Raw genomic sequence first — 22,893 nt, 5'->3', positions numbered from 1 at the left:
CCAATAGAATATTTATATTTACAAAACAAAACGATAATAAAGTAGATTTACAATGAGTTATTACAAAATAGATAATCTGGAGCACTATTTCAAAATGTATAAAAAATCTATCCGGGAACCACGTAAGTTCTGGGATAAGATTGCCGATGAACATTTTACTTGGTACCAAAAATGGGAGAAAGTTTTCGAATTTGATTTCCAACAGGCCAAGTTCAAATGGTTTGTGGATGCCAAAGTCAATATCACTAAAAACTGTATCGACAGACATTTAGCCCGAAGAGGCGATAAAACCGCTATCATTTTTGAACCCAATAATCCGGATGAAGAAGCTCAGCACATTTCTTATAACGAATTGTATGCCCGCGTAGCCAAGTTAGCCAACGTTTTGCGAGAACAAGGCGTGCAAAAAGGCGATAGAGTTTGTATTTATTTACCAATGATTCCTGAATTAGCCGTTGCCGTTTTAGCTTGTGCCCGAATCGGTGCGATTCACTCGGTTGTTTTTGCCGGTTTTTCCGCTTCGGCAGTGGCCGCTCGTATCAATGACTGCGAATGTAAAATAGTTATTACCTCAGACGGAAGTTATCGTGGCAACAAGTCGATTGATTTGAAAGGTATTGTTGATGAAGCTTTGGAAAAATGCCCAACTGTTGAAAAAGTATTCGTAGTGAAAAGAACCAACACAGCCGTGACTATGAAAGAAGGTCGTGACTATTGGTTGCAACCGCTTTTAGATGAAGCCATTCCGAATAACGTAGCCGAAATCATGGATGCCGAAGATCCGTTGTTTATCCTTTATACTTCGGGCTCGACCGGAAAACCTAAAGGAATGGTTCATACCACCGCAGGTTATATGGTGTATACCGCCTATACTTTTAAAAATATTTTCAACTACGAAGAAAACGATGTCTATTGGTGTACCGCCGATATCGGTTGGATTACAGGACATTCGTATATCCTTTACGGACCATTATTAAACGGAGCTACTACCGTAATTTTTGAAGGTGTTCCATCTTATCCTAACTTCAGTCGTTTTTGGGAAGTGATTGAAAAACACAAAGTAACTCAATTCTATACGGCTCCAACCGCCATTAGAGCTTTAGCGAAAGAGAGTTTGGATTACGTTCAGAAATATCCTTTGAGTTCCCTAAAAGTCATTGGTTCTGTTGGTGAACCTATCAATGAAGAAGCTTGGCATTGGTACAATGATCACGTGGGCGGAAAACGTTGTCCACTGGTAGATACTTGGTGGCAAACTGAAACCGGTGGCATTATGATTTCGCCGATACCCTTTGTAACTCCAACAAAACCAACATATGCTTCGCTACCATTACCGGGAATCCAACCCGTTTTGATGGATGAATTGCGCAACGAAATCGAAGGCAACCAAGTCACCGGAAGTTTGTGTATCAAATTCCCATGGCCATCCATTGCGAGAACCATTTGGGGCGATCACCAACGTTATAAAGAAACTTATTTTACCGCTTTTCCAGGTAAATATTTTACAGGCGATGGTGCTTTGCGAGATGAGGTTGGGTATTACAGAATTACCGGAAGAGTTGATGATGTGATTATCGTTTCAGGACACAACTTAGGAACCGCACCAATTGAAGATGCTATCAACGAGCATCCGGCTGTAGCAGAAAGTGCAATCGTTGGTTTCCCTCATGATATTAAAGGCAATGCACTTTACGGTTTTGTAATCTTAAAAGAATCAGGGGAAAGCCGTAACCAAGACAATTTGAGTAGAGAAATCAATGAGTTAATCTCTAACCAAATTGGACCGATTGCCAAATTAGACAAAATCCAATTCGTTTCGGGCTTGCCTAAAACACGTTCAGGAAAAATAATGCGTCGTATTTTAAGAAAAATAGCCGAAGGTGATTATGCTAACTTTGGCGATATATCAACGCTCTTGAATCCGGAAATAGTCGAAGAGATTAAAGAAGGAAAACTATAAAAGTAAGACGCCAATTCAAATCGAGTTGGCGTTTTTTTATTCTCTTTCAATCCAAAACACTTTAACAGAATTATATAACAATACTTGCAATCATTTCGCTAAATTTACTTTGTTATGAATGAGAATAAAGTAGTTATTATTGGCGGAGGTTTGGCAGGCTTAACGGCGGCAATTCACTTGAGAAAGCTGGATATTCCGGTTATTTTGATTGAGAAAAACAGCTATCCGAAGCACAAAGTCTGCGGTGAATACATTTCTAACGAAGTCTTGCCTTATTTTCAATGGTTAAACATTGCTGTGGAAGATTTGAAACCAACACACATCAACAAACTACAATTCTCCACTATTTCCGGAAAAACAATAAATACTGATTTGCCTTTAGGCGGATTTGGCGTAAGCCGATATGCTTTAGATTATTTCTTGTTCCAAAGAGCAACAGCTGATGGTTGTGAAATGATTCAAGAAAGTGTAGAAAACATAAATTTTACCGATGATGTTTTCACTGTTACTACTTCAAAAGAAACAATTATTAAATCTAAAATTGTTCTTGGTGCTTTTGGCAAACGGTCCAATATCGACATCCAATTGAACCGAAATTTTATCCAAAAAAAATCACCTTGGTTAGCGATTAAAGCGCATTACGAGGGAAATTTTCCTGATGATGTTGTGGGTTTGTACAATTTCAATGGTGGTTATTGCGGCGTTTCTAAAGTGGAAAATAACCGAATCAATATTTGTTATTTGGCTAGCTATGAAACCTTCAAAAAACACAAGGATAGTGCAGTGTACCAAAGGGAAGTTATAGAGCAAAATCTGCACTTAAAACACATTTTTCAAAATACGCAACTGCTTTTCGATAAACCGTTAACCATCAGCCAAATTTCATTTGAACAAAAACAACCGGTAGAAAACCACATTTTAATGATAGGCGACACCGCCGGTTTAATTCATCCGTTGTGTGGAAATGGAATGGCAATGGCGATTCACAGTGCCAAAATAGCCGCTGAAGTAATCAATAATTTTTCAAAAGAAAAGATAAAAAGCAGAGCAACATTGGAACAAATTTATACCCAACAGTGGAATAAAAATTTCAAAAATAGATTAAGAACCGGTAGATTATTAGCCAATATACTCTTGAAACCTAAACTTTCCAATATCGCATTTCGTATAGTGATGATAGCGCCTTTTTTGTTGCCCATGATTATCAAAAAAACACATGGTAAACCGATAACTATTTCTGCCTAAATGAGGATTAACACTAAAAACCGAACCAACGAACCCGAAATCATGGACGACTTTGCCTTAGAAGGCGAAATCTTGCGTGATGCATTGGATAAAATTGCCAAGATTAATCGGTTTTTAGGAGGTAACCAACTAACTTTACAAGGCGTTCAACAATTGCTGAAAGGCGTTTCAAAAAGCAAAACGATAACGATTGTTGATATTGGTTGTGGCAATGGCGATATGTTGCGAGCTCTGGCAGATTATGGAAAAAAGAATAATTATAAGTTCAATTTAATCGGAATTGATGCCAATGCGTTTACCGTTAATCATGCAGAAACCTTGTCAAAAGCGTATGAAAATATCAGTTACCGCTGTGAAGATATTTTTGACGCCGAATTCAAATCGTTGCCATATGATATTGTTTTGTGCACACTGACTTTACACCATTTCAAAGACGAAGAAATTTTGAGCTTAATGAAAGTTTTGTATCAAAATGCAAGTATCGGAATCGTAATTAATGATTTACACCGAAGTGCGATTGCTTATAGATTATTCCAAACTTTATGCTCCGTTTTTCAGTTGAATGACATGTCAAGAGAAGATGGTTTGGTTTCCATCTTACGTGGTTTTAAAAAAAACGAATTAGAAAATTATTCAAAACAATTACAACTAAAAAAATATACCATCCAATGGAAATGGGCGTTCCGCTACCAATGGATTATTCAAAAAGCAGAATCGCCTAAAGCATAATGCCTATTGCCTAAAGCCCTAAAATAATGAGTGTAAAAATCAAAACAGTCGCCAAAGAATTGCCGAAATTTTCAAGAACGACAGCCGAAATTCTGCCGTATCTTGACGCTTGGCTTTTTGGTCAGGACGAGCGCTTTATCCGAAAAGTGAAAAAGATATTCGAAGGCGCCATGGTCGACAAACGCTATTCTATCATGGATCCGATTGAAGTTTTTACCAATACGTCTTTCGAATCGAGAAACAATATTTACGTTCGAGAAGTGATTGATTTAGGCGAAAAAGTTTTGGTCAGCGCCTTAGCAAAAGCCAATTGGCAACCAACTGATTTAGATTATATCATCACGGTCAGTTGCACCGGAATCATGATTCCATCACTAGATGCTTATTTGATTAATCAAGTAAAATTACGCCAAGACATCGTGCGTTTACCCGTAACCGAAATGGGTTGCGCTGCCGGAATCTCGGGAATGATTTATGCCAAAGAATTCCTCAAAGCCAATCCGGGGAAAAGAGCAGCCGTAATTGCAGTTGAAAGTCCAACCGCGACTTTTCAGCTCAATGATTATTCTATGGCAAATGTAGTTAGTGCCGCAATTTTTGGAGACGGCGCGGCTTGTGTGCTACTGTCATCACACGAAGAAGATGAAGGCCCGGAAATCCTTGATGAATCGATGTATCATTTCTATGACAATATCCACATGATGGGTTTTAAACTCACTAATATGGGTTTACAAATGGTGTTAGATATCGAAGTGCCTGAAACAATTTCGGCTCATTTTCCGGATATCATTCATCCTTTTTTGGCTAAAAACAATTTAAAAATAAAAGACATCGACCATTTAATCTTTCATCCCGGTGGCAAAAAGATAGTGCAAACGGTGGAAGATTTATTCGGGGATTTAGGTAAAAATATAGACGATACCAAAGAAGTGTTGCGATTATACGGCAACATGTCGAGCGCAACGGTGTTATACGTTTTAGAACGAATTATGAACAACCAACCTGCAAAAGGAGAAAAAGGACTTATGCTGAGTTTCGGTCCCGGATTTTCGGCGCAACGCATTTTATTAGCATTTTAAAGTATGACGAAAGAAGAAATCCTATCGAGCTTGCCCTACGCTAAACCGTTTTTATTTGTGGATGATATTATTCATATTGATGAAAATGGAGTAGAAGGAAGTTATACGTTTGACGAAAATTTAGATTTTTACAAAGGTCATTTCAAAGACAATCCGGTAACACCCGGCGTGATTTTAACCGAAGTCATGGCACAACTTGGCGTAGTGTGTTTGGGAATTTATTTATTGAATAATGAATTTACTAAAGATGGCATAATCGCCTTAACTTCAAGTGAAATAGATTTTTTAAAACCGGTTTATCCCAATGAGAAAGTAACGGTCATTTCAAAGAGAATCTATTTCCGTTTCGGCAAATTAAAATGCGAAGTAAGAATGCTAAACGAAAAAAAGGAACTAGTCTGCCAAGGCAAAATAGCAGGCATTATTAAATAGTTTTTCATTGCTATTGAAATTGCCATTGAAATTAATTTAACCATGAACAAAAGAGTCGTAATCACCGGTCTAGGCATAGTCGCTCCAAACGGAGTTGGACTTCCCGCGTTTACTCATGCGATTCAAAACGGAATTTCGGGAATTAAACATGATGCTGAGTTGGAACGCTTGCAATTCTCTTGTCAAATCGCCGGAAAACCCGAAATCTCTACTGAACTTTCATTACAATATTTCACAGAATTAGAACTTCGTAATTTCAATTCGTCCGGTATATTATATGGAGTTATCGCCGGAATTGACGCTTGGAAAGACGCCGGTTTGTCTATGGAAATCAACGACGAACCCGATTGGGACAGCGGCACGATTTTCGGAACCGGAACTTCGGGGATTGATAAATTTCGTGAAAGCATTTATAAGATTGATGAGTTACAAACCAGAAGATTAGGCAGTACAGCCGTAGCGCAAACCATGAATAGTGGCGTAAGTGCTTATCTCGGTGGGAAATTGGGTTTAGGCAATCAAGTCACAACCAATTCATCCGCCTGCACAACAGGAACTGAAAGTATTTTGATGGCTTATGAACGAATAAAGACAGGCCAAGTCAAACGCATTTTAGCTGGAAGTACCAGCGATTCCGGACCTTATATTTGGGGTGGATTTGATGCCATGAAAGTTTGTACCTTTAAACACAACGATATGCCCGAAAAAGGTTCGAGACCAATGTCGGCTTCAGCCTCAGGATTTGTTCCCGGAAGCGGTGCCGGAGCTTTGGTTTTAGAAGATTTGGAAAGTGCTTTAGCTCGAGGTGCTAAGATTTACGCTGAAGTTTTGGGTGGGAACATTAATTCGGGCGGACAACGCGGTGGTGGAACGATGACTGCTCCGAATGCCACAGCGGTAAAAAGGTGTATTGCTGAAGCTTTGAAAAATTCTGGTGTAAAAGCTGTTGAAATTGATTCCATTAACGGACATTTGACTGCAACTGCCAAAGACGGTTTGGAAATTCAAAATTGGAGTGAAGCTTTGCAGTTAAGCGGAGATTATTTTCCATACATCAATTCGTTGAAATCAATGGTTGGGCATTGCTTGTCGGCTTCAGGAAGTGTGGAAAGTGTCGCTTCGGTCTTGCAATTGCACCACGGTTTTATTTTCCCGAATAGCAACTGTGAAGATTTGCTTCCTGAAATTACGGCTATTATTGGCGAAAGCCGCATTCCGCAACAACTGATTAAAAAAGAATTGAATATAATAGCCAAAGCGAGTTTTGGTTTTGGCGATGTAAACGCCTGTGTACTGTTTAAAAAATACCACTATGACTAAAGAAGAAATCATCGAAAGATTAAAAAATATTGTAAAGCCTTTTGTAAACAATCAGGAAGCGTTTGATAATCTGACGGAAGACACCGATTTTATTACCGATTTACAAATCAATTCAGCAAACTTGGTCGATATCGTTTTGGATGTTGAAGATGTTTTCGGGATTGATATTGATAATCTGGCGATGGAAAAAATGATCAGTATCAAAGCAACGATTGAAATTATTGAAACCAAACTAGCCGAAAAATGATTGGGAACGACATCGTAGATTTGGCGAAAGCCAAAAAAGACAGTAATTGGCAACGCAGAGGTTTTTTAGACAAACTTTTCACTGCTGCAGAACAAGAACTTATTCTGTCTGCTGAAAATCCTGAAGCGATGGTTTGGACTTTATGGAGTAGGAAAGAGGCAGCGTATAAAATCTATAATCGTCAAAGTGGCGAACGATTTTTTAATCCGAAACGGTTTGTTTGTGAAGGGGATGAAGTCATTTTTGGAACGAATCATTATTACACCGAAACACAAATCAGTCCCGATTTTATTTACACCATAGCAGTTACCTCAAGAGACAAATTTGAAGCGATTCAGCATTTGGAAAGTCGGGATGCGGTTCACAAGAAAAACGGTATTCCCAATTGGTTTGATTTTATAGAAGGCAAATTGCATCCGGCATCCATCACACATCATGGTAGATTTGCCCGAATTGCTTATTTGAAAAAGATTGAAAATCAGTTTAGTTTTCTATAAAAAAAACAAAACGCCGATTCAATTGAACCGGCGTTTTTTACTAGGAGAATTATAGATTATTATTTTTCTTCAGTATCTGGTTTTGGTTTTTCATCCACTACAGGCTTTACTTCAACCATATCTTCTCCTTTTAAATAATTAGGAAGATTCAATCCGGCCATGTTAAATAAGTCATTCAATGGCGGAACGGTTTTCATCATGCCCGAAACAAAATTGGCGGTAGAACCGTTTCCGTTGTCGCCATTATTGCCTGAATCCCAAACGGTAATTTTATCAATTTTGATATTTTTAACGGCTTCCACTTGGGTTTTAACCAATTCCGGTAATTTTTCAATCAACAATAATTGGAATGCTTTCGTTGGATCGCCACCGGCAGCTTCTACTACTTCTTTGTAACCTTCGGCTTGCTTGGTTAAGATTTCGTATAAACCTTTAGCTTCGGCTTCCATTTTGGCGAAAATCGCGTCGGCTTCACCTTTGGCTTGTTCACGAATTCTTTCGGCTTCTGCTTGCGCATCGATGATGGCTTTTTGCTTGGCAATCTCGGCCGGAATTACAATGTTGGCATTTTGCGTAGCACGTTCTCTATCGGCACGCGCATCTTCTGCTTTTTGTTCGGCCAAATAAGATTCTTCTAACGCTTTGGCTTGTTGTACTTTTTCAGACGCTAAGGCAATACGCAAAGCTTCGGCTTCTTTTTCACGACGCGCTGCTTCAGATTGTGCAATGGCAATTTTGGCTTCGTTTTCTCCTTGAATGGCGATGGCATTGGCTTCGGAAGTCGCTACACGCGTATCTCTTTCGGCTTCAGCCTTACCAATACTTTCATCTTTAAAAGCAGACGCAATACTTACTTCACGGTCTTTATTGGTAATCGCAATTTTAACATCACGATCTCTGTGGGTTTCCGCAATTTGAACGTCTTTTTCTCTATCGGCCATCGCTTTACCGGTTTCCCCGATTTTTTCTTGCTCGGCAACGGAAATTTTAGCTTCGTTGATAGCTTTAGCAGCAGCTTCTTTACCAAGTGCTTCGATATAACCTGATTCGTCTTTGATGTCGGTTACGTTTACGTTAATCAATTTCAAACCGATTTTTTTCAATTCAGAATCGACGTTTTTAGAAATGTTATCCAAGAATTTATCACGGTCAGAGTTGATTTCTTCAATAGTCATGGTTGCAATCACCAAACGCAATTGTCCAAAAAGGATGTCTTTGGCTAATTCCTGAATTTGTTCCGGTGCTAATCCTAACAAACGCTCGGCAGCCGTATTCATACTATCGGTTTCGGTTGAAATAGCAATCGTAAATCGACACGGAACATCAACACGGATGTTTTGTCTGGACAGCGCATTGGTTAAGTTGGCTTCAATAGAAATGGGTTTTAAATCTAAGAAAGCATAGTCCTGAATCACCGGCCAAATAAATGAACCACCACCGTGAACACATTTGGCAGAAGTACCGCCGGTTTTACCATAGATGACTAATATTTTGTCGGAAGGACAACGTTTGTAACGAGAAATTAAGGTTGTAATGGTTACAAAAAGCACTACAACTAAGACAACAATAATAATGATTTGTGACATATATAAAAGGATTAGATTTTTTCTACAATAAGGACTGCGTTGTTTTCTACTTTGATTACTTTAACCATGGTTCCGGTTTCGATGCGGTCATTTTCAGTTAAGGCATCTAACTCGTGAAAAGAACCGTTAATACTGATTTGGATTTTACCTTTGCCTGATTTATTTTCAGGAATTGATAAGTACACCGTTCCGGTTTGGTTAATGGTTTTGTCTAAAGAGAAGGAATTGTTTTCGTTTAGTCGCATCATTTGCTTGATAGTAAAAAAGAACAAGGCTACAAAGGCAACACCAACTAAAACCGCTACTACAATTAAAATGGTTTTATTCGCAATTGAATTGTAGAAAGAAATTCCGGTCCAGCTAAATCCTAAAAGGAAATTGATCAGGTTTCTAAGGGTGAATAATTCGAAAGGTGCGTCGGTACTGTCGTGACCTTCGGTTTCTAATTCGGTTTCTATATCTTCACCGCCAACGCCCATAAAGGTCATTATGGTTTGCAATACAAAAAACAAACTCACCGGAAGTGCAATGTACCAAAAAGCTCTAAGCAAGGGTTCGTAGTTTTCTAAAAAGTTCATGGAAGTTTTTTTTGAGATTATGCTGATTATACGCACAAATTATTAAAAGGTTACAAATTCTGTTTTATAAATAAGTATACTCCTCTTATTTATTTGAAAGATCAATCATAGTGCCTTGATAATCTATGATATAATTGCTTTTTCTGCCATCAATTTTATTTAATCCATAATAAATATAGTTGAAATAATAGCGATCAGACAAATCTCTGCAATTGCCCATAGGAATAATCAGCTTTCCTTCAAAGTCGCAAACACCCATCAATGATTTTTGGTAAATCATAAAATAAGTACCACCTAAATATTTAAAATAGTCATATTCATAAGGAAGAATGGCAGTATTGTTTTTGATTTTTAAAAGACTTAAGGTTGGACTATTACGGTTTGTGGCTTTCTTTCCTGTGATTACAAAATCTTTATGAAAACTTTTCTTTAATATATCGTGTTCAATAGGGATTAAGGGCTTGAAACTATTATCTAATAAGCCAAATAAGTTGTCTTTTTTTATAATAAAAAATTGGTTGTTTTTCTCGTCATAATCATGGTCTATCGGCATAGTAGGTTCAGAATGGAAACTAGGTTCATCAATGGTGCACTCCGGGATGATTTCATCATAAATAATTTCAGTCAGCGGTTCGCCTTTGGTAGAAATAATACCTTGTTTATTTCTTTTAATCACTTTAAAAAATGCCATGCCAGAGCCGTATCGGTTAAAATAGGCTTCAATTCCATTATAAATAAAAGGGATTGTTTCGTTACCGTAAGTGTCAATTACACCATAGGCTTCTCCTTTTTTTGCCACCATAAAATCAGGTCCCGAAGAGCTGAAGTAATCATAAATGAAATCGGTTTTCTGGTTCAAGTCTAAGTCAAAAATAGCCGTTTTACCTTCTTTTTTGATTCTGTAAATTTTATTAAAGCTTTCAATACCTTCATAAGTTTCTTTTAAAATCAGTTCGCCTTTTGTGTTGTAAAGATTGTATTTTTTGTCTTTTACGGCAATTAGTCTGTCTTTTTGACTAACAATTAATGAACTGTGTACAACCGGTAAAACCAACTTGTTACTGGCTAATTCAACTAGACCTTGATAATAATATTTGTTTTCTACCTTGGCTTCTACGATGACATAGCCATTGTCTAATTTTTTGATGATATTGCCGTGTGAGGTAGTTTCTTTTGGGGTTGTATTTTTTTCTGTATAAGCCCGACTTGGATAGTTATATTCTCTGTATTCTTCTACCGTTTCTTGGCTTTGATTTGGTTCTTCCACAATTTTTTTTAGTAATTTTCCTTGTGGTGAAAAAAAATATTTTTCATTTCCTTTATCCGCTACCACTACAGAATCGATAACAACCTCTTTTTTGTGTTTTCTTTTTACACTTCTTTTTTGCTCACAATAAATATAGTCGTATTCTACCGGCAATATCGATTTTCCTTTATTGGAAATCAAACCGTATTTTTTGCCAATTTTGACCGGAAAATTTTCATGAAATCCGAACATTACTGTAGTATAACTAATATTCATCCCTTCAATACCGTCATAGATGGCCGGAGTTATCTCTTTTGCAGTATCATCGATAATACCGAATTTGTTGTTTTTGAGAAAAATAGCGTAGACCAATAAGGGCTTAGTTGAAACTGTATCAAAGGCAGAAAGCGCTTGGTACTTTTTGGCAGCTAATAGTTTTTGATACTCTTGCTTAGACAATTCCCCTTTGTGGTTATAGTTTAGTTTTTTTTGTGCCAAAAGCGTTGTAGTACAAAGAAGACATAAGAAGGTATATTTCAATTTCATAGTTTGGTAAAATTCTTTTAAAGATAGTAGAGACAATTGGTATACCAATCATTTTATTTCAATCGTTCTAAAACACCTTTTCTTTTGACAATGTTTTTATAATCCCATTGAATGTCTTTTGCTTTTTGAAGCCAACGTTCCAAATGTTGAACATTGACCTGATCAATTGAAGTATAGGTGATTGAAGCATCTTTGAACTTTCCGGTTCCCGGTTTTAAGTCTTTTTCATCAAAGGTAACGCCACTCCAAAACATTAGGCGTAAACCATTTTTCAATTTGTCATAACCTACAATCGGATTACCATCTAAAAACCAAACGGGATGCGCGTGCCAAACTTTGTTTTCGGCTTCGGGTAAATTTTTAAGAATTACTTCAGCTAGTTTGTCGCAAATGACTTTGTATTCCGGCTCTTGGGCGTTATGGTAGTTTTGAATATCAGGATTCATGTTTTGAATTTTTGGTTTTATAAATATATAAAAAAATCCCCAAGAAGTTTTGAGGATGATTTTGATTTTAAAAAATTGGCTAGACCTATATTGTCTCAGTCGTTGCTGTTTTTCGTTTTAAGATTAAGGCGCTGATAATTGGCACCAATATTCCAATAGGAATCAATATTTCAGCATAAGTCAGTAAGATGACCATAATCGGGTTTTTATACCATTCCTTAAACATGTTGATTTCATCGGTTTTGGCTTTTATTTCAGCAGCCGTCATGGTGGTTTTGTCAAGATTTTTGATGCTCATCGCAGTGAATTTTTCCATAAAATCGGGAAAGAAACAGTAATATTCAATTAACCACACGCCGACATAAATAGTAGAAGCAATTAATGAAATAAGCATTCCAATTTTAAAACCTTGTCCAAAAGTGATCACACCGTTATTGTGATTGTCACGGTAATTTTTAATGCCTAAAAAGACAAAGACATACGCAATAAGCATTCCGGCATAGCCCAGAACCATGCTTGGTTGAAAGTCGGGTTTGTTCATTTGCATAGTGCCATACACCATAAAAGCGGCTACGATAGCACCGGCGATAAGTCCGTTAGTAATAATAATTTTTTTCATTTTTTTAAGTTTTGATTAGGTTGCAAAGGTTAGTTTTTGTGAAGTTTCTTCACTCATCCTTTTGGGTGATTTTTGAAAAATCATCCTAAAGTAGGAGGCAAGAGTTGCAATTTTTTGGCGGTTTCTATGGCTTGGGTTCTTCGTTTTACTTCCAATTTTTCAAAGAGTTTAGCACTATGAGTCTTTACGGTATTGAGTGAAACAAACAATTGTTCGGCGATTTCTTGGTTGCTCATTCCTTTTGCCATTAGCGTTAAGACTTCTAGTTCTCGTTTGCTGATGTTTCTTTGTTGTAATTCGGTTTCGTTTAGAATGAAGTTTTCTATGGGTATGCGAATTTCTTTTTCGACTACTATGGTTTTGACTTTAGGTTTGGTGATTTTGTTGGACAGCCAAATACCGAAAAACAAAAAGAGCACAGAGATTATTCCGATGTAGATTTCATATTGATGTTCTAAAATCAAAAAGCGAAACTCCAACCATCGCAATAACAAAAGTAACAAACCCATGGCTATAGCATAGCTGATGATTTCTTTGTATGGTTTTAGTTTAATCAAAATGATGGTATTGGTTTCTCAAAAATAGGGAAAATAATTTTAGGGCATAAAAAAAAGGCATCCCTTTCGGAATGCCTTCATTTTGATTAATTTTCTTGAAAATTTACCCAACCACTCTTTGGTCTTTTGCTACAAATTTTGCAAATCCCAGTAATGCTCCTGCTATCATAATGTTTCTGAAAAAGTTTACCATTTCCAATTCTTTTTCCCTTGTTGTATCGGTCATCATATGATCAATATTTATTTCTTGTCCCATAGCCCTAGGTAAGTGAACCAAAAGTGCCATTAGTATAACATATAAAGCCATTATCGTATAAGCTAACTTATCATATTTACCTATTACGGCACTAACGATAAAGGCAAGTAGGCAAAGAAGCGTAAAGTAATTCCAGAAAAAGGGAAATGGTAAATAGTCCGGAACAAAATCGGCACCTACTTCTGGTTTTCCTAAATGAAGTCCAACATACAACAAGAACGATAAAGGAAAAAGATACTTTCCTAAGTTTAAAATTTTATCCATGATGCTATGATTAGTTTGTGGGAAATGGAATTAAGGGACGAATTTCAACAGAGCTATTAGGATATTTTAAAATAGGGCAAGCATGGCTCCATTCTTTTACCTCTTCAAGTTGATCGGATTTACAGATTAAAAATCCTGAAACCAAGACACTGCTGGCTTCTTTATATGGATTTTGATTTGTACTGTCGCTGATTACAATTCCATGGTATTCAATAGGAGCAGTGTGAACCAATTTGCCCAACATTGCAATACGACCAATCCAAGCTTGCCATTTAGGCATGTCTTCTGCCATGTCTTTTGCGGTGGATAAATATCCGTTTTCGGCACTGGCATTTCTAAACAATAATAGATACTCTTTCATTCTTTGAAATTTTAATGATTAATAATGAAACAAAATTCACTTTTAAAATTTCGTTGAACGATGACAAAAGTCTATGTTTTACAGTTTGGCTTTTAATCTGCTAAAGACATCTTTATTAATGCCTAAATAAGAGGCAATTAGTTTACTCGATACTCTGCTCATTAACAAAGGTCTTTTCTCCATGAGCCATTTGATTCTTTCCAAGGCATTAAGAGACACAAATGTATTGATTCTGTATACTGAATTGGAGTAGGAGGTTTCTAAGATTTGTTTGTACACTTTGCTAAACTCAGGAATGTTTTGCATTAAGTTTTGAAAATCAGTTTTATCAATCGCTAATAGTTCACATGGTTCTACCGTTCTGATATTTTCAGTAGCCGGAGTTCCGCTTCCAAAACTAATCAATTCCGAACACCAAGTGCCTTCGGTGACGATGTCTCTGGTAGTTTCATTCATATCATTATCGTATACAAAAACTTGCAAACAACCTTTGGCAATAAAATAGACCGTTTTACAAACTTCGCCTTTTCGAACCAAAAACTCATTTCTCTTAACGTGCATAGGTTTGAAACAATCGAGCACAGTATCCAAGTGGTTTGTGTTTTCCCCTAATCGATTTATAATATGTTGACGTAAAATTTCAATCATTAAAAAGAAAAAATGAAGTTTATTTATCCAAAAATAAGTAAAATATTATCATATTAAAAAAGACATCCCTTTCGGAATGCCTCTTTCGAAATTGTGGTATCTTATTTTGGACTTATTTTTTTCCTTGGTATTTGATTCTTTTTTGTTGTTCAGTCATAATAGTTTTTAAAAAAGGGCTAACGTGTTTTGTGATTTCTTCCTCGGATATGTCTAGAGCTTTGGGATTTGCGACCAGTTGTGACCAAGGCTTGGCTGCTTCAAAATCATAAGCGCCAAAAACAATAACAGGCGTTCCTTTAACAGAAATTGTATTGTTGTCTAACAATATCCATTGGTCTGCCCATTCATAAAGATAGCGAGCGTCTTTTTCCTGTAGTCTCAAACAAGAATGCGAGGCCGGATAACCCGGTAATTCATATTGATGCCATCCGACACCTAATTTATTGGCGATGTTGAAATTCCATTTTAAATCCCATTCATCGTTGAAAGTACTGGTAGTTTCTTCTGCTTTCCAGTTGGTGAAGAATAGTCCGGTTGGTGTTTGGTCAGCTTTTCTACCCATGTTGGTTGGTCCGGTGTAGGTCAGTTCCCCATTTTCATAAGTCGCAAAAGTCTGCGAAGGATAAGAGAAGAATATAATCTTATTTACGTTTTCTAAAGCTTTGACTTTAAATGGAAAGGGAAGATAATATTCAATATCACCCGAAAAATCAGTAGGAACGATAACCGAATCCATTTTGACGAAATGGATTTTGTCTGTTCGATTAACAGCTAATGCTATTCTAATTGCACTACTGTCTGTGGTTGAGGCTAACCATTCTTTGGCGTTTTGCCATTGGTAAGCTACATTTTTTGGCTGGTGTCTTTCGGGTGCTGTTTTTTTGACAACAACCGTTTTTGGCTCTTGTTTACAAGCTAACAATGATAGACCGAAAATTACAACTAAGATATACTTTTTCATAGTTGTAAAATTCAATTAATCTTTTAGGTAAAGTGTTATATAATTTTTGAAAAATGTTATGAGATTATTAGAAACAACTTTAGCGATTGTCTTTTAATACCATCATATAATTTCCTTTTTTGGTTTTCAATACCTTGAAATCATTACTGATACCAAAGGTTAGTGTGTCATTTTCAAAGAATGCTGGTTTGTGGTTTTTTAGAAAGACAAAGGAAATACTATCATTAAAAACTTTGTAAGTACCTGAGTAATACCCTGAATTGATAATGCCCATTACTTTTGAATAATAACGGAATGTATGGTTTTTTCTCAGAATTAAAATATCATCACCTATTTTCCAGTTGGAGGTTGCTTTTAATTCGGTTTTTGAAAACTGATTGAAAAAGTCATGACGTCGCACTATGCTGTCTTTCTTGTCCATCGAGCCACAAGAAGTCATTATAAAAATCACCAAAATCAGAAGTGTACGTTTCATTTTTATTGTTTTTTCATCACCATTTCAATCTGTGCGTCTTCAATTACAAAGATAATTTTCTTTTCTTTCAAGCTGACCAAAAAAGTCATGTTAGCATAACCTTCCTTTTTGAGCCCGACTCTGATTTGCTTTTTCTTTTTATCAAAGATCCATTGGTTGTTTTTGAACAATTTTTCGAGTTGTTCCATCATTTTAGCCGAACTTTTGGTTTCAAAATTAAAGCTGTGGTCGGTATTGAAAGTATAAGTCGCTTTTTGAAATCCGGCAACTAGTTCTTTGGTTTCGGGTTTGTCACCCTCTTTTAGTGCTGTAGCTTTTTTGACTTTCCACTTTCCGGTGATGAACGCTTCATCAATGGTTTGGCTTTGCGCTGTTGTAAAAACAAACAGAAAGACTAAAAGTAGGAATGGGGTTTTCATGCATTATGATTTTGATATAGCTAAGATAGGGAAATCTTGAAAAATGTTAGACTCCAAAAATATTTACCTCATATTCTTATGCTAAAAAAGCCCTGATTGTTTATATAATCAGCGCTTTTATAGTTTCTAATAATGAGGCAAACAGGATTTAAATACAAGAGACAATCAAGCAGCTTAATGCGATAATGATTATACCGGCAATGATTAATTCTATGCTCGGCTTTCTTGTTTTAGTTTTAGGGAATCTATCAAATTCAGTGTGTTTTTTTGATTTTTTTTGATTTGCTACATAAACAAGCCAACCACCATTTTGAGCAATTTGTTTTCCAAATTCTGTTAATTCATATTTGAATTCATTTTCAGTTACGCTTTTTATCAATTGCTTTTGTTCCATAATTTCGGCTAACATTTTTGCGCCCGGAAGTTGATTTCCTTGTTCATTTTTAAAATCTTTTAAGGATAGCAAATCATTTTCAGAGGTAAAAAGAAGAAACAGGTTAATGGCGATTAGTTTGTTAATTTGATCAATCATAATTTTGAGACTTAAGTTATTGAAAAAAATGGGACGGTTGTTATTGGATAAATCGAAACTTATCTTTGAAATAAGATCCAATAAATGGCAATGGCAGTCTCACACCATGATAGGCACTTATTAATCCGGCAATCCAAAGTATAACCAATCCCATGTTGTTGATAATTAATAAAAGGATGAAGAACGTGTCAAAAAAAACGGGTATAATCATAATGATATTGGAAACAAGCACAATAACAGCCAATCCAAACGACTGTTCCAAATGGAATTTAGCCAAAGAAGATTTTGCGCCATTTTCATATGCTCTGTAAGCAATAATCCAACCGATTAAGGTAATATAGCTGATTACTGATATGGTTTTTTTGTGCATCATTGGTCTACATACGTAAAATTTGAAGATTTGGCTTTTGTTTATTTTCCACTTTGTTAACCCTTTTAAATCCCACTGGCTAAATAGAGTGAGCTATTTTGGCTCGCCAATGGGATTTTAAGGATTCCCCACAATCATGGTTTAAAACTACTTACTACATCATGGTTTAACTACTATACCATCCATGATTTCGCAGAAACAAAACTAAAACAGTAAAAAGGAGTTATTTGTAGAATTGACAAGGGTTTTTTGTAGAATTGCTTCTACAAAAAAAAGCAACCTTTTGGGGTTGCCTTTCGTACTAATGGGTTAGATTAGTAAATTAATTTTCGGTATCAAAAATTAGGTTCTTTTTAATTATACAATTGGAACAAATCTATCAAATCGGCTAAGTTATTGATTTCCAATTTTTCAAATATTCTGTTTTTAAAAGTACTTACAGTGGATTTCTTTACTTGCAATTGTTCTGCAATTTCCATATTGCCATAGCCTTTGATTAATAGTCTGGCGACTTCAACTTCTCTATTTGACAAAAGTTCTAAAGGATTGATGGGTTTTTTAGAAATATAGGAATCCAAAATTCGGTCTTTAATGTTTTGCGTAATGTATTTCCCTGATAGCATCATGCTTTTTAAAGCTTGCTTCATTTCTTCTTCATTGCTGCCTTTATTCAAGTAGCCCGACGCACCGGCATTGAGATAACGAAGCGCATAAATATCTTCGTCATAGGCCGATAATATCAATATTTTTAAATCGGGTTGAATGGCTTTAATGTCTGCAATGATATTTAGGCTGTTGCCATCAGGAAAATTAATGTCGAGAACCAACAAATCGATTGGAGTTTCTCTGAGCACTTTCAGTGTTTCTTTGAAATTTCCTGCCTGATGAATTTTGGCACTAAAAAACAACTCTTTAATCAATAAAGAAACGCCTTGTCTGACAATGCTGTGATCATCGGCAATTAAAAAGGTATAATTCTGTGTTGGTTTCATTTATAATTCTGCGTTACGTATTAAATAATTCCTTCTAAGCCTTACTTAAAATCAAATTAAACATCACTGTAGTTCCTTTGCCAACTTTACTTTCTACTTTAATTTCTCCTTCAAAAAGTTCGATGATTTCTTTGCAAAGATTTAACCCTAAACCAACCCCTAAATCATTTACTTTGGCAGAAACAGTTCCTTGGTAATAGGATTCGAAAATACTTTCTAAATCGCTTTCTGCAATACCTATGCCGTTATCTTCAATGGTGACTTTTAAATTCACTTCATAATCTGAAAGATTGTCTTCCTGAATGTTTACCTTGATTTGTCCTTTATCAGTAAATTTATTAGCGTTGCCAATGATATTGTAGAAAAGCTGGTGAATCTTAGTCGCATCGGAATACACTTCATAATCGGTTTTCAAATCAGAATTTAAAGATAGTTGGTTGCCTTTGCTTTCAACCAAGGAAGTCATCGCTGTCATGATTTGACTGATTTCCGATTTTAAGAAAAAGTGCTTGTGTTTTAATTCCGGTTGGTGATTTTCGTCTTTTGAGTACTCCAAAATCTGATTGGACATCAATAGCAAAGAATTCGTGGTAAATTCTACTGATTTAAAAGTTTCTTTAATTTCCTCATCTTTAACTGAAGTACTTATTTTTTTACTGTAAATAGAAATCAAACTCAGCGGTGAACGGATTTCATGGCTTATCATTCCCATGATTCTGTTCTTAAAATTCAAGCTTTGTCGGATTTTTTCCTGCGCAGTAGTCAACCTTTTTTCATATTCAAATGCCAAACGCGTGAATCCGAACAAAATAAGTGATACCACAAACATTAAAATAATAATCGCTACTATCGAATAATTCCGAATGGCTTTGTTGGTTTCAAATTGCTTTTTTAAGTTTTGTTGGCTGTTCCATTTTAAATCATTGGCGGCATTGGTGAAATCGGGCAAAGTAGCTTGACTCAATAAAAGTAATTCGCTATTGAATTTCACTAGTTCAAGGTCTTTTTTTCTTAGGTTTAAGAACGCCGATTTTAATTTGTTAAATTCTGCTGTATAGTATTTGTTCGTGGCCAAAATCAAATACTTCATTTGTTCTTCGAGCGTTCCGGTGATGACTTTGTCCTTGTATTTCATGGTGACAACTGTACTCAATTGTTCTTTCTGAATTTCAATCTTCCCCGAAAAAGCGTCCACTAAACGGGTCAACAATCCTTTTCTTGAAACACTGTCAATTTTAATAGAAGTATTAGTATCAACGCTGTCCAAAACTTTATTGTAGTTAAGTCTTTCAAATTTATAAGGTGCTGCTACTTCATGCTGTTTTGGATAAAGTTGGCTGTTAATGATAGAGTCAATGGATGATTTTATCAAAAGTATTTCGGTAGCGGCTTTGTTTTTCTTTGCCAAAAGGTTTTTGAATTCCACATGGTTTTTTGTAGCAGCAGTAAGGCTGTCAACTAACGCACCGGTTTCCTTTAATGAACTTAAATAATTGTTTAACGATGATTGGTCGTTGTTAGTGATGTAATTATTAAAATGTTCCTGCGATTTGATAATGGCATTATTGATACCAACGGTAAATTGACTTACCCGACTAGCTTGGTCTATTGTATCAAACGACTGGTTAATCTTGTTTTCATTAGCCGTTTCGTTGTACCAAATGAGAATAGCAAGAATTTGTAAAAGAATGATGCACACCAACAAGGTATAGTGCACAACTTTTCGATCTTGAAACTTTAGCTTTTTAAGATAGATTGAGTTCAATATGGAGCTTTTTACTATTTGTTTGTTGTAGGTTGAAACAAATGTTAAAGACTTGGGGCGGCAAAAATAATTTTTTAATTTAATTCTTAGACAAAAATAGACCTCTTTCAGTTATTTGTCTGTAATACATTTGAATGTTGATTGTAGAATAAGTTCGACAAATATAAGGAACTAAATAAGCATTTATCGTAGCATAAAAAAATAAAGAGAAGTTGACTTATAATCTTGTTTTATCCAGTAATACATTGAACCATAAACACCTTTTACCTCTTTAAAGTTGGCTTTGATGTGTGGATTGGGTTTGTTTTTATAGAAGAAAGCTACGTCATTAGCAAACTTATCTTTATTCTTTACAGTAATATCAAGAACACCGGCGGTGAGGTTTTCAGAAAAATACAACTCAGCCAAATGACCTTTATACACTGTTTCGTTGAGTTTTATAGAAGCATCGGCACCGGAGAATTGCAAGGCATTGGCATAATCACTTGGCTTTTTACCGTAACCCAATTTGAAATAAGTATTGATAAAATTAGCCAAATCGTTGCTTTCAAAAACAATGTCATACTCTTCTTTTACAGCAAAGTCAAAGGTACAATTCTTGAATCCGGTTATGGTAATAGGCGTGCCGCTAATCATGAAAGGCGCCATTTCAAAACCTGTAATGTCTTTTACCTTAAACCCTTTTTGGTTATGGTGCTCAATGCCAAAGGAAGTTTTAATTAGCAAGGCAGTCGAATCTTTTTCATTTAACGGAATAAGTGCGCCTTTTGGAAAACTAAATTTGACGGCATCAGTTTGAAAATTACTAACTATTTTCTCGTCGGTTTTAGTAATAGCTAAACCGTGTTGACTGTATTGGTTGTCTTTAATGTTAGGATTTATAGTAACTTGATAACCGGGAAATTGAGTCCATTTCATAATAAATGGTTTCGTAAATACCAGGTTCATTTTGCTAAACCAAGCTGCTTTTGTGGCACCACTTTCGTGGATGTAGTTTCGGTAAAACAAACCATTGTATTGTTTTTCGTCAAAACTAAAAAACGCAAACCCTTCATTTACTGCCGAGTAAGGCTTGATGTTTTTAACTAGTGATGGAAAACCCACCATTTTGCTTTTATCGAAATAAAATTCCCTTGGTTGGGATATCATCCAAAAATGATTAAACAAAAGTAGGAGTAGTAAGGATTTCTTCAAATATTTCATTTTACAGCAATTATTTTCCTGATTAAATTCCATAGCCTTCATTGATGCAATCTATTCCTTTTAGATCTTTTATTGGCACTATTCTTTGGGTTTTGGTGTCGGCGCGCCATGCTTTGATGATGTTGTTAAAGTATTCAATACCATCATTACCTTGGCTTTTAACAATGGCTATAATTTCAGAATCGGTTTCTTGATTTAGTCTGCAGTTATAAAACGTAATAAACTCATCAATGTTTAGTTTGTTGATATTCAGCGTGTCTAATATTTTGTATTTTGACTTCGGATTGTTAGGTTCTCTAACCAATTCCTCTAAAACAATCACATAGTTCTTGTCATTGCCATATTGGGACAAACCATATTTAAAGTCGCCGTTGCTGTCTTTGTTTTTGTCAATAACAGCACCTCTTTGCTTTTCGTAGTCATTCAATCCGGGCACTTCGGAAATATTTCTGTAAATGGTTCCGTATAATCCGCCGGGCTTTTCAGTGACAAGACTATCGATTGCAACAATTTCTTCTGCTGGAATTTCGGGTTCTTCAGTTTTTTTACAACTTTGAAAGACCAAAATGGAGAGCAACAAAACAAAATAAGGAAGTGAATTTTTCATAGGTTATGGTGTTGACCGTAAAGATAAGAAGATTCTTTTACCTTAAATTGTTTCACTATTTTGATCTGTTTAAACTGTAAACACCACCAACAAAAAGTACTATAGCTAACCCAATGTAAAGGTAACCTTCTTGCTTTCCTGATTCGTTTGAAGCTTCTATTTTTACTCCTAAAACATTGACTGAATTAGTGCTTTCAGATATTTTGTTAAAGCCTAAGTAGCCAAGACCAATCCCAAGTATGATTAATATGGTTCCAATAATTTTTGTTGTGTTCATCTTTTTGTTTTTTAAGTTTTTTCTAAGATAGTTAAAAAATAGAACTTGTTAGCTATATTTTTTATTATTAACGAATTGATGGTAATGGTCTAAATTTTAATTGACATCATTTTTGCTTTTTGTTTAGCCACTTAAGAAATCAACATTTGTGCATTTAAACTGTTTATAACTAATTGTATGGCTTCGATGAACGGCTTCGAATTGTTTTTATTTTTATTTTAATGTAAAACTCAAACTTATGAAGTCAAATAATTTACTCCTTGTTACGCTGTTGCTTCTGGCATTTGGCACTTTTGCGCAGACTAAAATTGAGGCCAAAGATGGGATTCATTATCTTACTACTAACATTGATTATCCGATAATTGGGACTTATTTTTTTAAGGGAACCGAACCTACGGTCGAATTAAACGGGAACGGTTCGGGTTTTTACCAATTGCACGAACAACCTAAAAAAGCAGTGACTTGGGGCATTGAGTGTGATGAAGCCGGAAGGCCTATTTTTAAGAAAGGTTTCGACAACGCAGCATATACGCTTTGGTACCAATACACCAATCCGGAAACCGAAGAGGAAAAGCATTGGAAGGCAGTGCCGTTTACAATTCACTTTAATAGTTTGAAGATGTTTATTCAAGGGGAAAGGAGTAAGGATTATTAGGTTAAGGTTGAGGTTGAGGTT

Annotated in this window: 28 protein-coding genes; 9 read left to right on the top strand and 19 right to left on the bottom strand. The window is 35.8% G+C overall.

Annotated features, from left to right (window positions below; genetic code table 11):
* The first annotated feature begins 52 nt into the window (after positions 1 to 52).
* The 8 genes from acs (at position 53) to ACK4R1_RS14190 (ending at position 7,509) form a co-directional block, all read left to right on the top strand.
* The gene (gene acs, locus ACK4R1_RS14225; protein ID WP_409688471.1) at positions 53 to 1,960 is read left to right on the top strand and encodes an acetate--CoA ligase; all 1,908 of its coding nucleotides are present in this window, start codon (positions 53 to 55) and stop codon (positions 1,958 to 1,960) included.
* A gap of 114 nt (positions 1,961 to 2,074) precedes the next feature.
* Positions 2,075 to 3,205, top strand: a complete 1,131-nt coding sequence (locus ACK4R1_RS14220; protein WP_409688468.1) for an NAD(P)/FAD-dependent oxidoreductase — start codon at positions 2,075 to 2,077, stop codon at positions 3,203 to 3,205.
* Positions 3,206 to 3,934 (top strand): methyltransferase domain-containing protein, encoded by a 729-nt coding sequence (locus ACK4R1_RS14215; protein ID WP_409688465.1) that lies wholly within the window; start codon positions 3,206 to 3,208, stop codon positions 3,932 to 3,934.
* A gap of 26 nt (positions 3,935 to 3,960) precedes the next feature.
* On the top strand, positions 3,961 to 5,013 hold the full coding sequence (locus ACK4R1_RS14210; RefSeq protein WP_409688462.1) for a type III polyketide synthase: 1,053 nt from the start codon (positions 3,961 to 3,963) through the stop codon (positions 5,011 to 5,013).
* 3 nt (positions 5,014 to 5,016) lie between these two features.
* Positions 5,017 to 5,445 (top strand): 3-hydroxyacyl-ACP dehydratase FabZ family protein, encoded by a 429-nt coding sequence (locus ACK4R1_RS14205; RefSeq protein WP_409688459.1) that lies wholly within the window; start codon positions 5,017 to 5,019, stop codon positions 5,443 to 5,445.
* 42 nt (positions 5,446 to 5,487) lie between these two features.
* Complete coding sequence (locus ACK4R1_RS14200; protein WP_409688456.1) at positions 5,488 to 6,765, top strand: beta-ketoacyl-[acyl-carrier-protein] synthase family protein; 1,278 nt, start codon at positions 5,488 to 5,490, stop codon at positions 6,763 to 6,765.
* Positions 6,758 to 7,012, top strand: a complete 255-nt coding sequence (locus ACK4R1_RS14195; RefSeq protein ID WP_409688453.1) for an acyl carrier protein — start codon at positions 6,758 to 6,760, stop codon at positions 7,010 to 7,012. The genes ACK4R1_RS14200 and ACK4R1_RS14195 overlap by 8 nt, the downstream gene beginning before the upstream one ends.
* Positions 7,009 to 7,509 (top strand): 4'-phosphopantetheinyl transferase superfamily protein, encoded by a 501-nt coding sequence (locus ACK4R1_RS14190; RefSeq protein ID WP_409688450.1) that lies wholly within the window; start codon positions 7,009 to 7,011, stop codon positions 7,507 to 7,509. Before ACK4R1_RS14195 ends, ACK4R1_RS14190 begins: the two co-directional genes overlap by 4 nt.
* Before the next feature lie 59 nt (positions 7,510 to 7,568).
* Here the strand turns inward: ACK4R1_RS14190 and ACK4R1_RS14185 are convergent, their stop codons facing one another.
* The 19 genes from ACK4R1_RS14185 to ACK4R1_RS14095 form a co-directional block, all read right to left on the bottom strand.
* Complete coding sequence (locus ACK4R1_RS14185) at positions 7,569 to 9,095, bottom strand: flotillin family protein (protein ID WP_409688447.1); 1,527 nt, start codon at positions 9,093 to 9,095, stop codon at positions 7,569 to 7,571.
* A gap of 11 nt (positions 9,096 to 9,106) precedes the next feature.
* Positions 9,107 to 9,673: an NfeD family protein gene (locus ACK4R1_RS14180; protein ID WP_409688444.1), complete on the bottom strand. Its 567-nt coding sequence runs from the start codon at positions 9,671 to 9,673 to the stop codon at positions 9,107 to 9,109.
* A gap of 85 nt (positions 9,674 to 9,758) precedes the next feature.
* Complete coding sequence (locus ACK4R1_RS14175; protein WP_409688441.1) at positions 9,759 to 11,465, bottom strand: WG repeat-containing protein; 1,707 nt, start codon at positions 11,463 to 11,465, stop codon at positions 9,759 to 9,761.
* Between the two features lie 53 nt (positions 11,466 to 11,518).
* Positions 11,519 to 11,911 (bottom strand): DUF1801 domain-containing protein, encoded by a 393-nt coding sequence (locus ACK4R1_RS14170; protein WP_409688438.1) that lies wholly within the window; start codon positions 11,909 to 11,911, stop codon positions 11,519 to 11,521.
* Positions 11,912 to 11,996: 85 nt separating this feature from the next.
* A complete protein-coding gene (locus tag ACK4R1_RS14165) occupies positions 11,997 to 12,530 on the bottom strand; it encodes a DUF4199 domain-containing protein (protein WP_409688435.1) in 534 nt (177 codons plus the stop codon).
* A gap of 80 nt (positions 12,531 to 12,610) precedes the next feature.
* Positions 12,611 to 13,087, bottom strand: a complete 477-nt coding sequence (locus ACK4R1_RS14160) for a response regulator transcription factor (RefSeq protein ID WP_409688432.1) — start codon at positions 13,085 to 13,087, stop codon at positions 12,611 to 12,613.
* Between the two features lie 103 nt (positions 13,088 to 13,190).
* Complete coding sequence (locus tag ACK4R1_RS14155; protein WP_409688429.1) at positions 13,191 to 13,607, bottom strand: hypothetical protein; 417 nt, start codon at positions 13,605 to 13,607, stop codon at positions 13,191 to 13,193.
* 10 nt (positions 13,608 to 13,617) lie between these two features.
* On the bottom strand, positions 13,618 to 13,968 hold the full coding sequence (locus tag ACK4R1_RS14150) for a hypothetical protein (protein ID WP_409688426.1): 351 nt from the start codon (positions 13,966 to 13,968) through the stop codon (positions 13,618 to 13,620).
* A 78-nt stretch (positions 13,969 to 14,046) separates the two neighbouring features.
* Entirely contained in the window at positions 14,047 to 14,529 is a 483-nt protein-coding gene (locus tag ACK4R1_RS14145; RefSeq protein ID WP_409688423.1) for a Crp/Fnr family transcriptional regulator, read from the bottom strand.
* A 199-nt stretch (positions 14,530 to 14,728) separates the two neighbouring features.
* The gene (locus ACK4R1_RS14140; RefSeq protein WP_409688420.1) at positions 14,729 to 15,577 is read right to left on the bottom strand and encodes a L,D-transpeptidase; all 849 of its coding nucleotides are present in this window, start codon (positions 15,575 to 15,577) and stop codon (positions 14,729 to 14,731) included.
* Positions 15,578 to 15,656: 79 nt separating this feature from the next.
* Positions 15,657 to 16,052 (bottom strand): hypothetical protein, encoded by a 396-nt coding sequence (locus ACK4R1_RS14135; RefSeq protein ID WP_409688417.1) that lies wholly within the window; start codon positions 16,050 to 16,052, stop codon positions 15,657 to 15,659.
* Between the two features lie 2 nt (positions 16,053 to 16,054).
* Positions 16,055 to 16,471 (bottom strand): DUF5004 domain-containing protein, encoded by a 417-nt coding sequence (locus tag ACK4R1_RS14130; RefSeq protein ID WP_409688414.1) that lies wholly within the window; start codon positions 16,469 to 16,471, stop codon positions 16,055 to 16,057.
* Between the two features lie 148 nt (positions 16,472 to 16,619).
* The gene (locus tag ACK4R1_RS14125) at positions 16,620 to 17,003 is read right to left on the bottom strand and encodes a hypothetical protein (protein WP_409688411.1); all 384 of its coding nucleotides are present in this window, start codon (positions 17,001 to 17,003) and stop codon (positions 16,620 to 16,622) included.
* Positions 17,004 to 17,043: 40 nt separating this feature from the next.
* Positions 17,044 to 17,376 (bottom strand): DUF4870 domain-containing protein, encoded by a 333-nt coding sequence (locus ACK4R1_RS14120; protein WP_409688408.1) that lies wholly within the window; start codon positions 17,374 to 17,376, stop codon positions 17,044 to 17,046.
* Positions 17,377 to 17,726: 350 nt separating this feature from the next.
* The gene (locus ACK4R1_RS14115; protein WP_409688405.1) at positions 17,727 to 18,365 is read right to left on the bottom strand and encodes a response regulator transcription factor; all 639 of its coding nucleotides are present in this window, start codon (positions 18,363 to 18,365) and stop codon (positions 17,727 to 17,729) included.
* Between the two features lie 34 nt (positions 18,366 to 18,399).
* Positions 18,400 to 20,130, bottom strand: coding sequence for a sensor histidine kinase (locus tag ACK4R1_RS14110; RefSeq protein WP_409688403.1), 1,731 nt, complete (start codon positions 20,128 to 20,130; stop codon positions 18,400 to 18,402).
* Between the two features lie 183 nt (positions 20,131 to 20,313).
* Positions 20,314 to 21,279 carry a hypothetical protein gene (locus ACK4R1_RS14105; RefSeq protein WP_409688400.1) on the bottom strand — a complete coding sequence of 322 codons (966 nt, stop codon included), beginning with the start codon at positions 21,277 to 21,279 and terminating at the stop codon, positions 20,314 to 20,316.
* A 76-nt stretch (positions 21,280 to 21,355) separates the two neighbouring features.
* Positions 21,356 to 21,940, bottom strand: coding sequence for a hypothetical protein (locus ACK4R1_RS14100; RefSeq protein WP_409688397.1), 585 nt, complete (start codon positions 21,938 to 21,940; stop codon positions 21,356 to 21,358).
* A gap of 55 nt (positions 21,941 to 21,995) precedes the next feature.
* Positions 21,996 to 22,217 (bottom strand): hypothetical protein, encoded by a 222-nt coding sequence (locus tag ACK4R1_RS14095; protein WP_409688394.1) that lies wholly within the window; start codon positions 22,215 to 22,217, stop codon positions 21,996 to 21,998.
* A gap of 238 nt (positions 22,218 to 22,455) precedes the next feature.
* Between ACK4R1_RS14095 and ACK4R1_RS14090 the strand changes: the two genes are divergently transcribed.
* Entirely contained in the window at positions 22,456 to 22,872 is a 417-nt protein-coding gene (locus ACK4R1_RS14090; protein WP_409688392.1) for a hypothetical protein, read from the top strand.
* Positions 22,873 to 22,893: the final 21 nt, after the last annotated feature.

The sequence above is a fragment of the Flavobacterium sp. genome, from assembly GCF_046293665.1.
Taxonomy (GTDB): Bacteria; Bacteroidota; Bacteroidia; order Flavobacteriales; family Flavobacteriaceae; genus Flavobacterium.
This window is presented reverse-complemented; position numbering and strand designations above follow the sequence as displayed.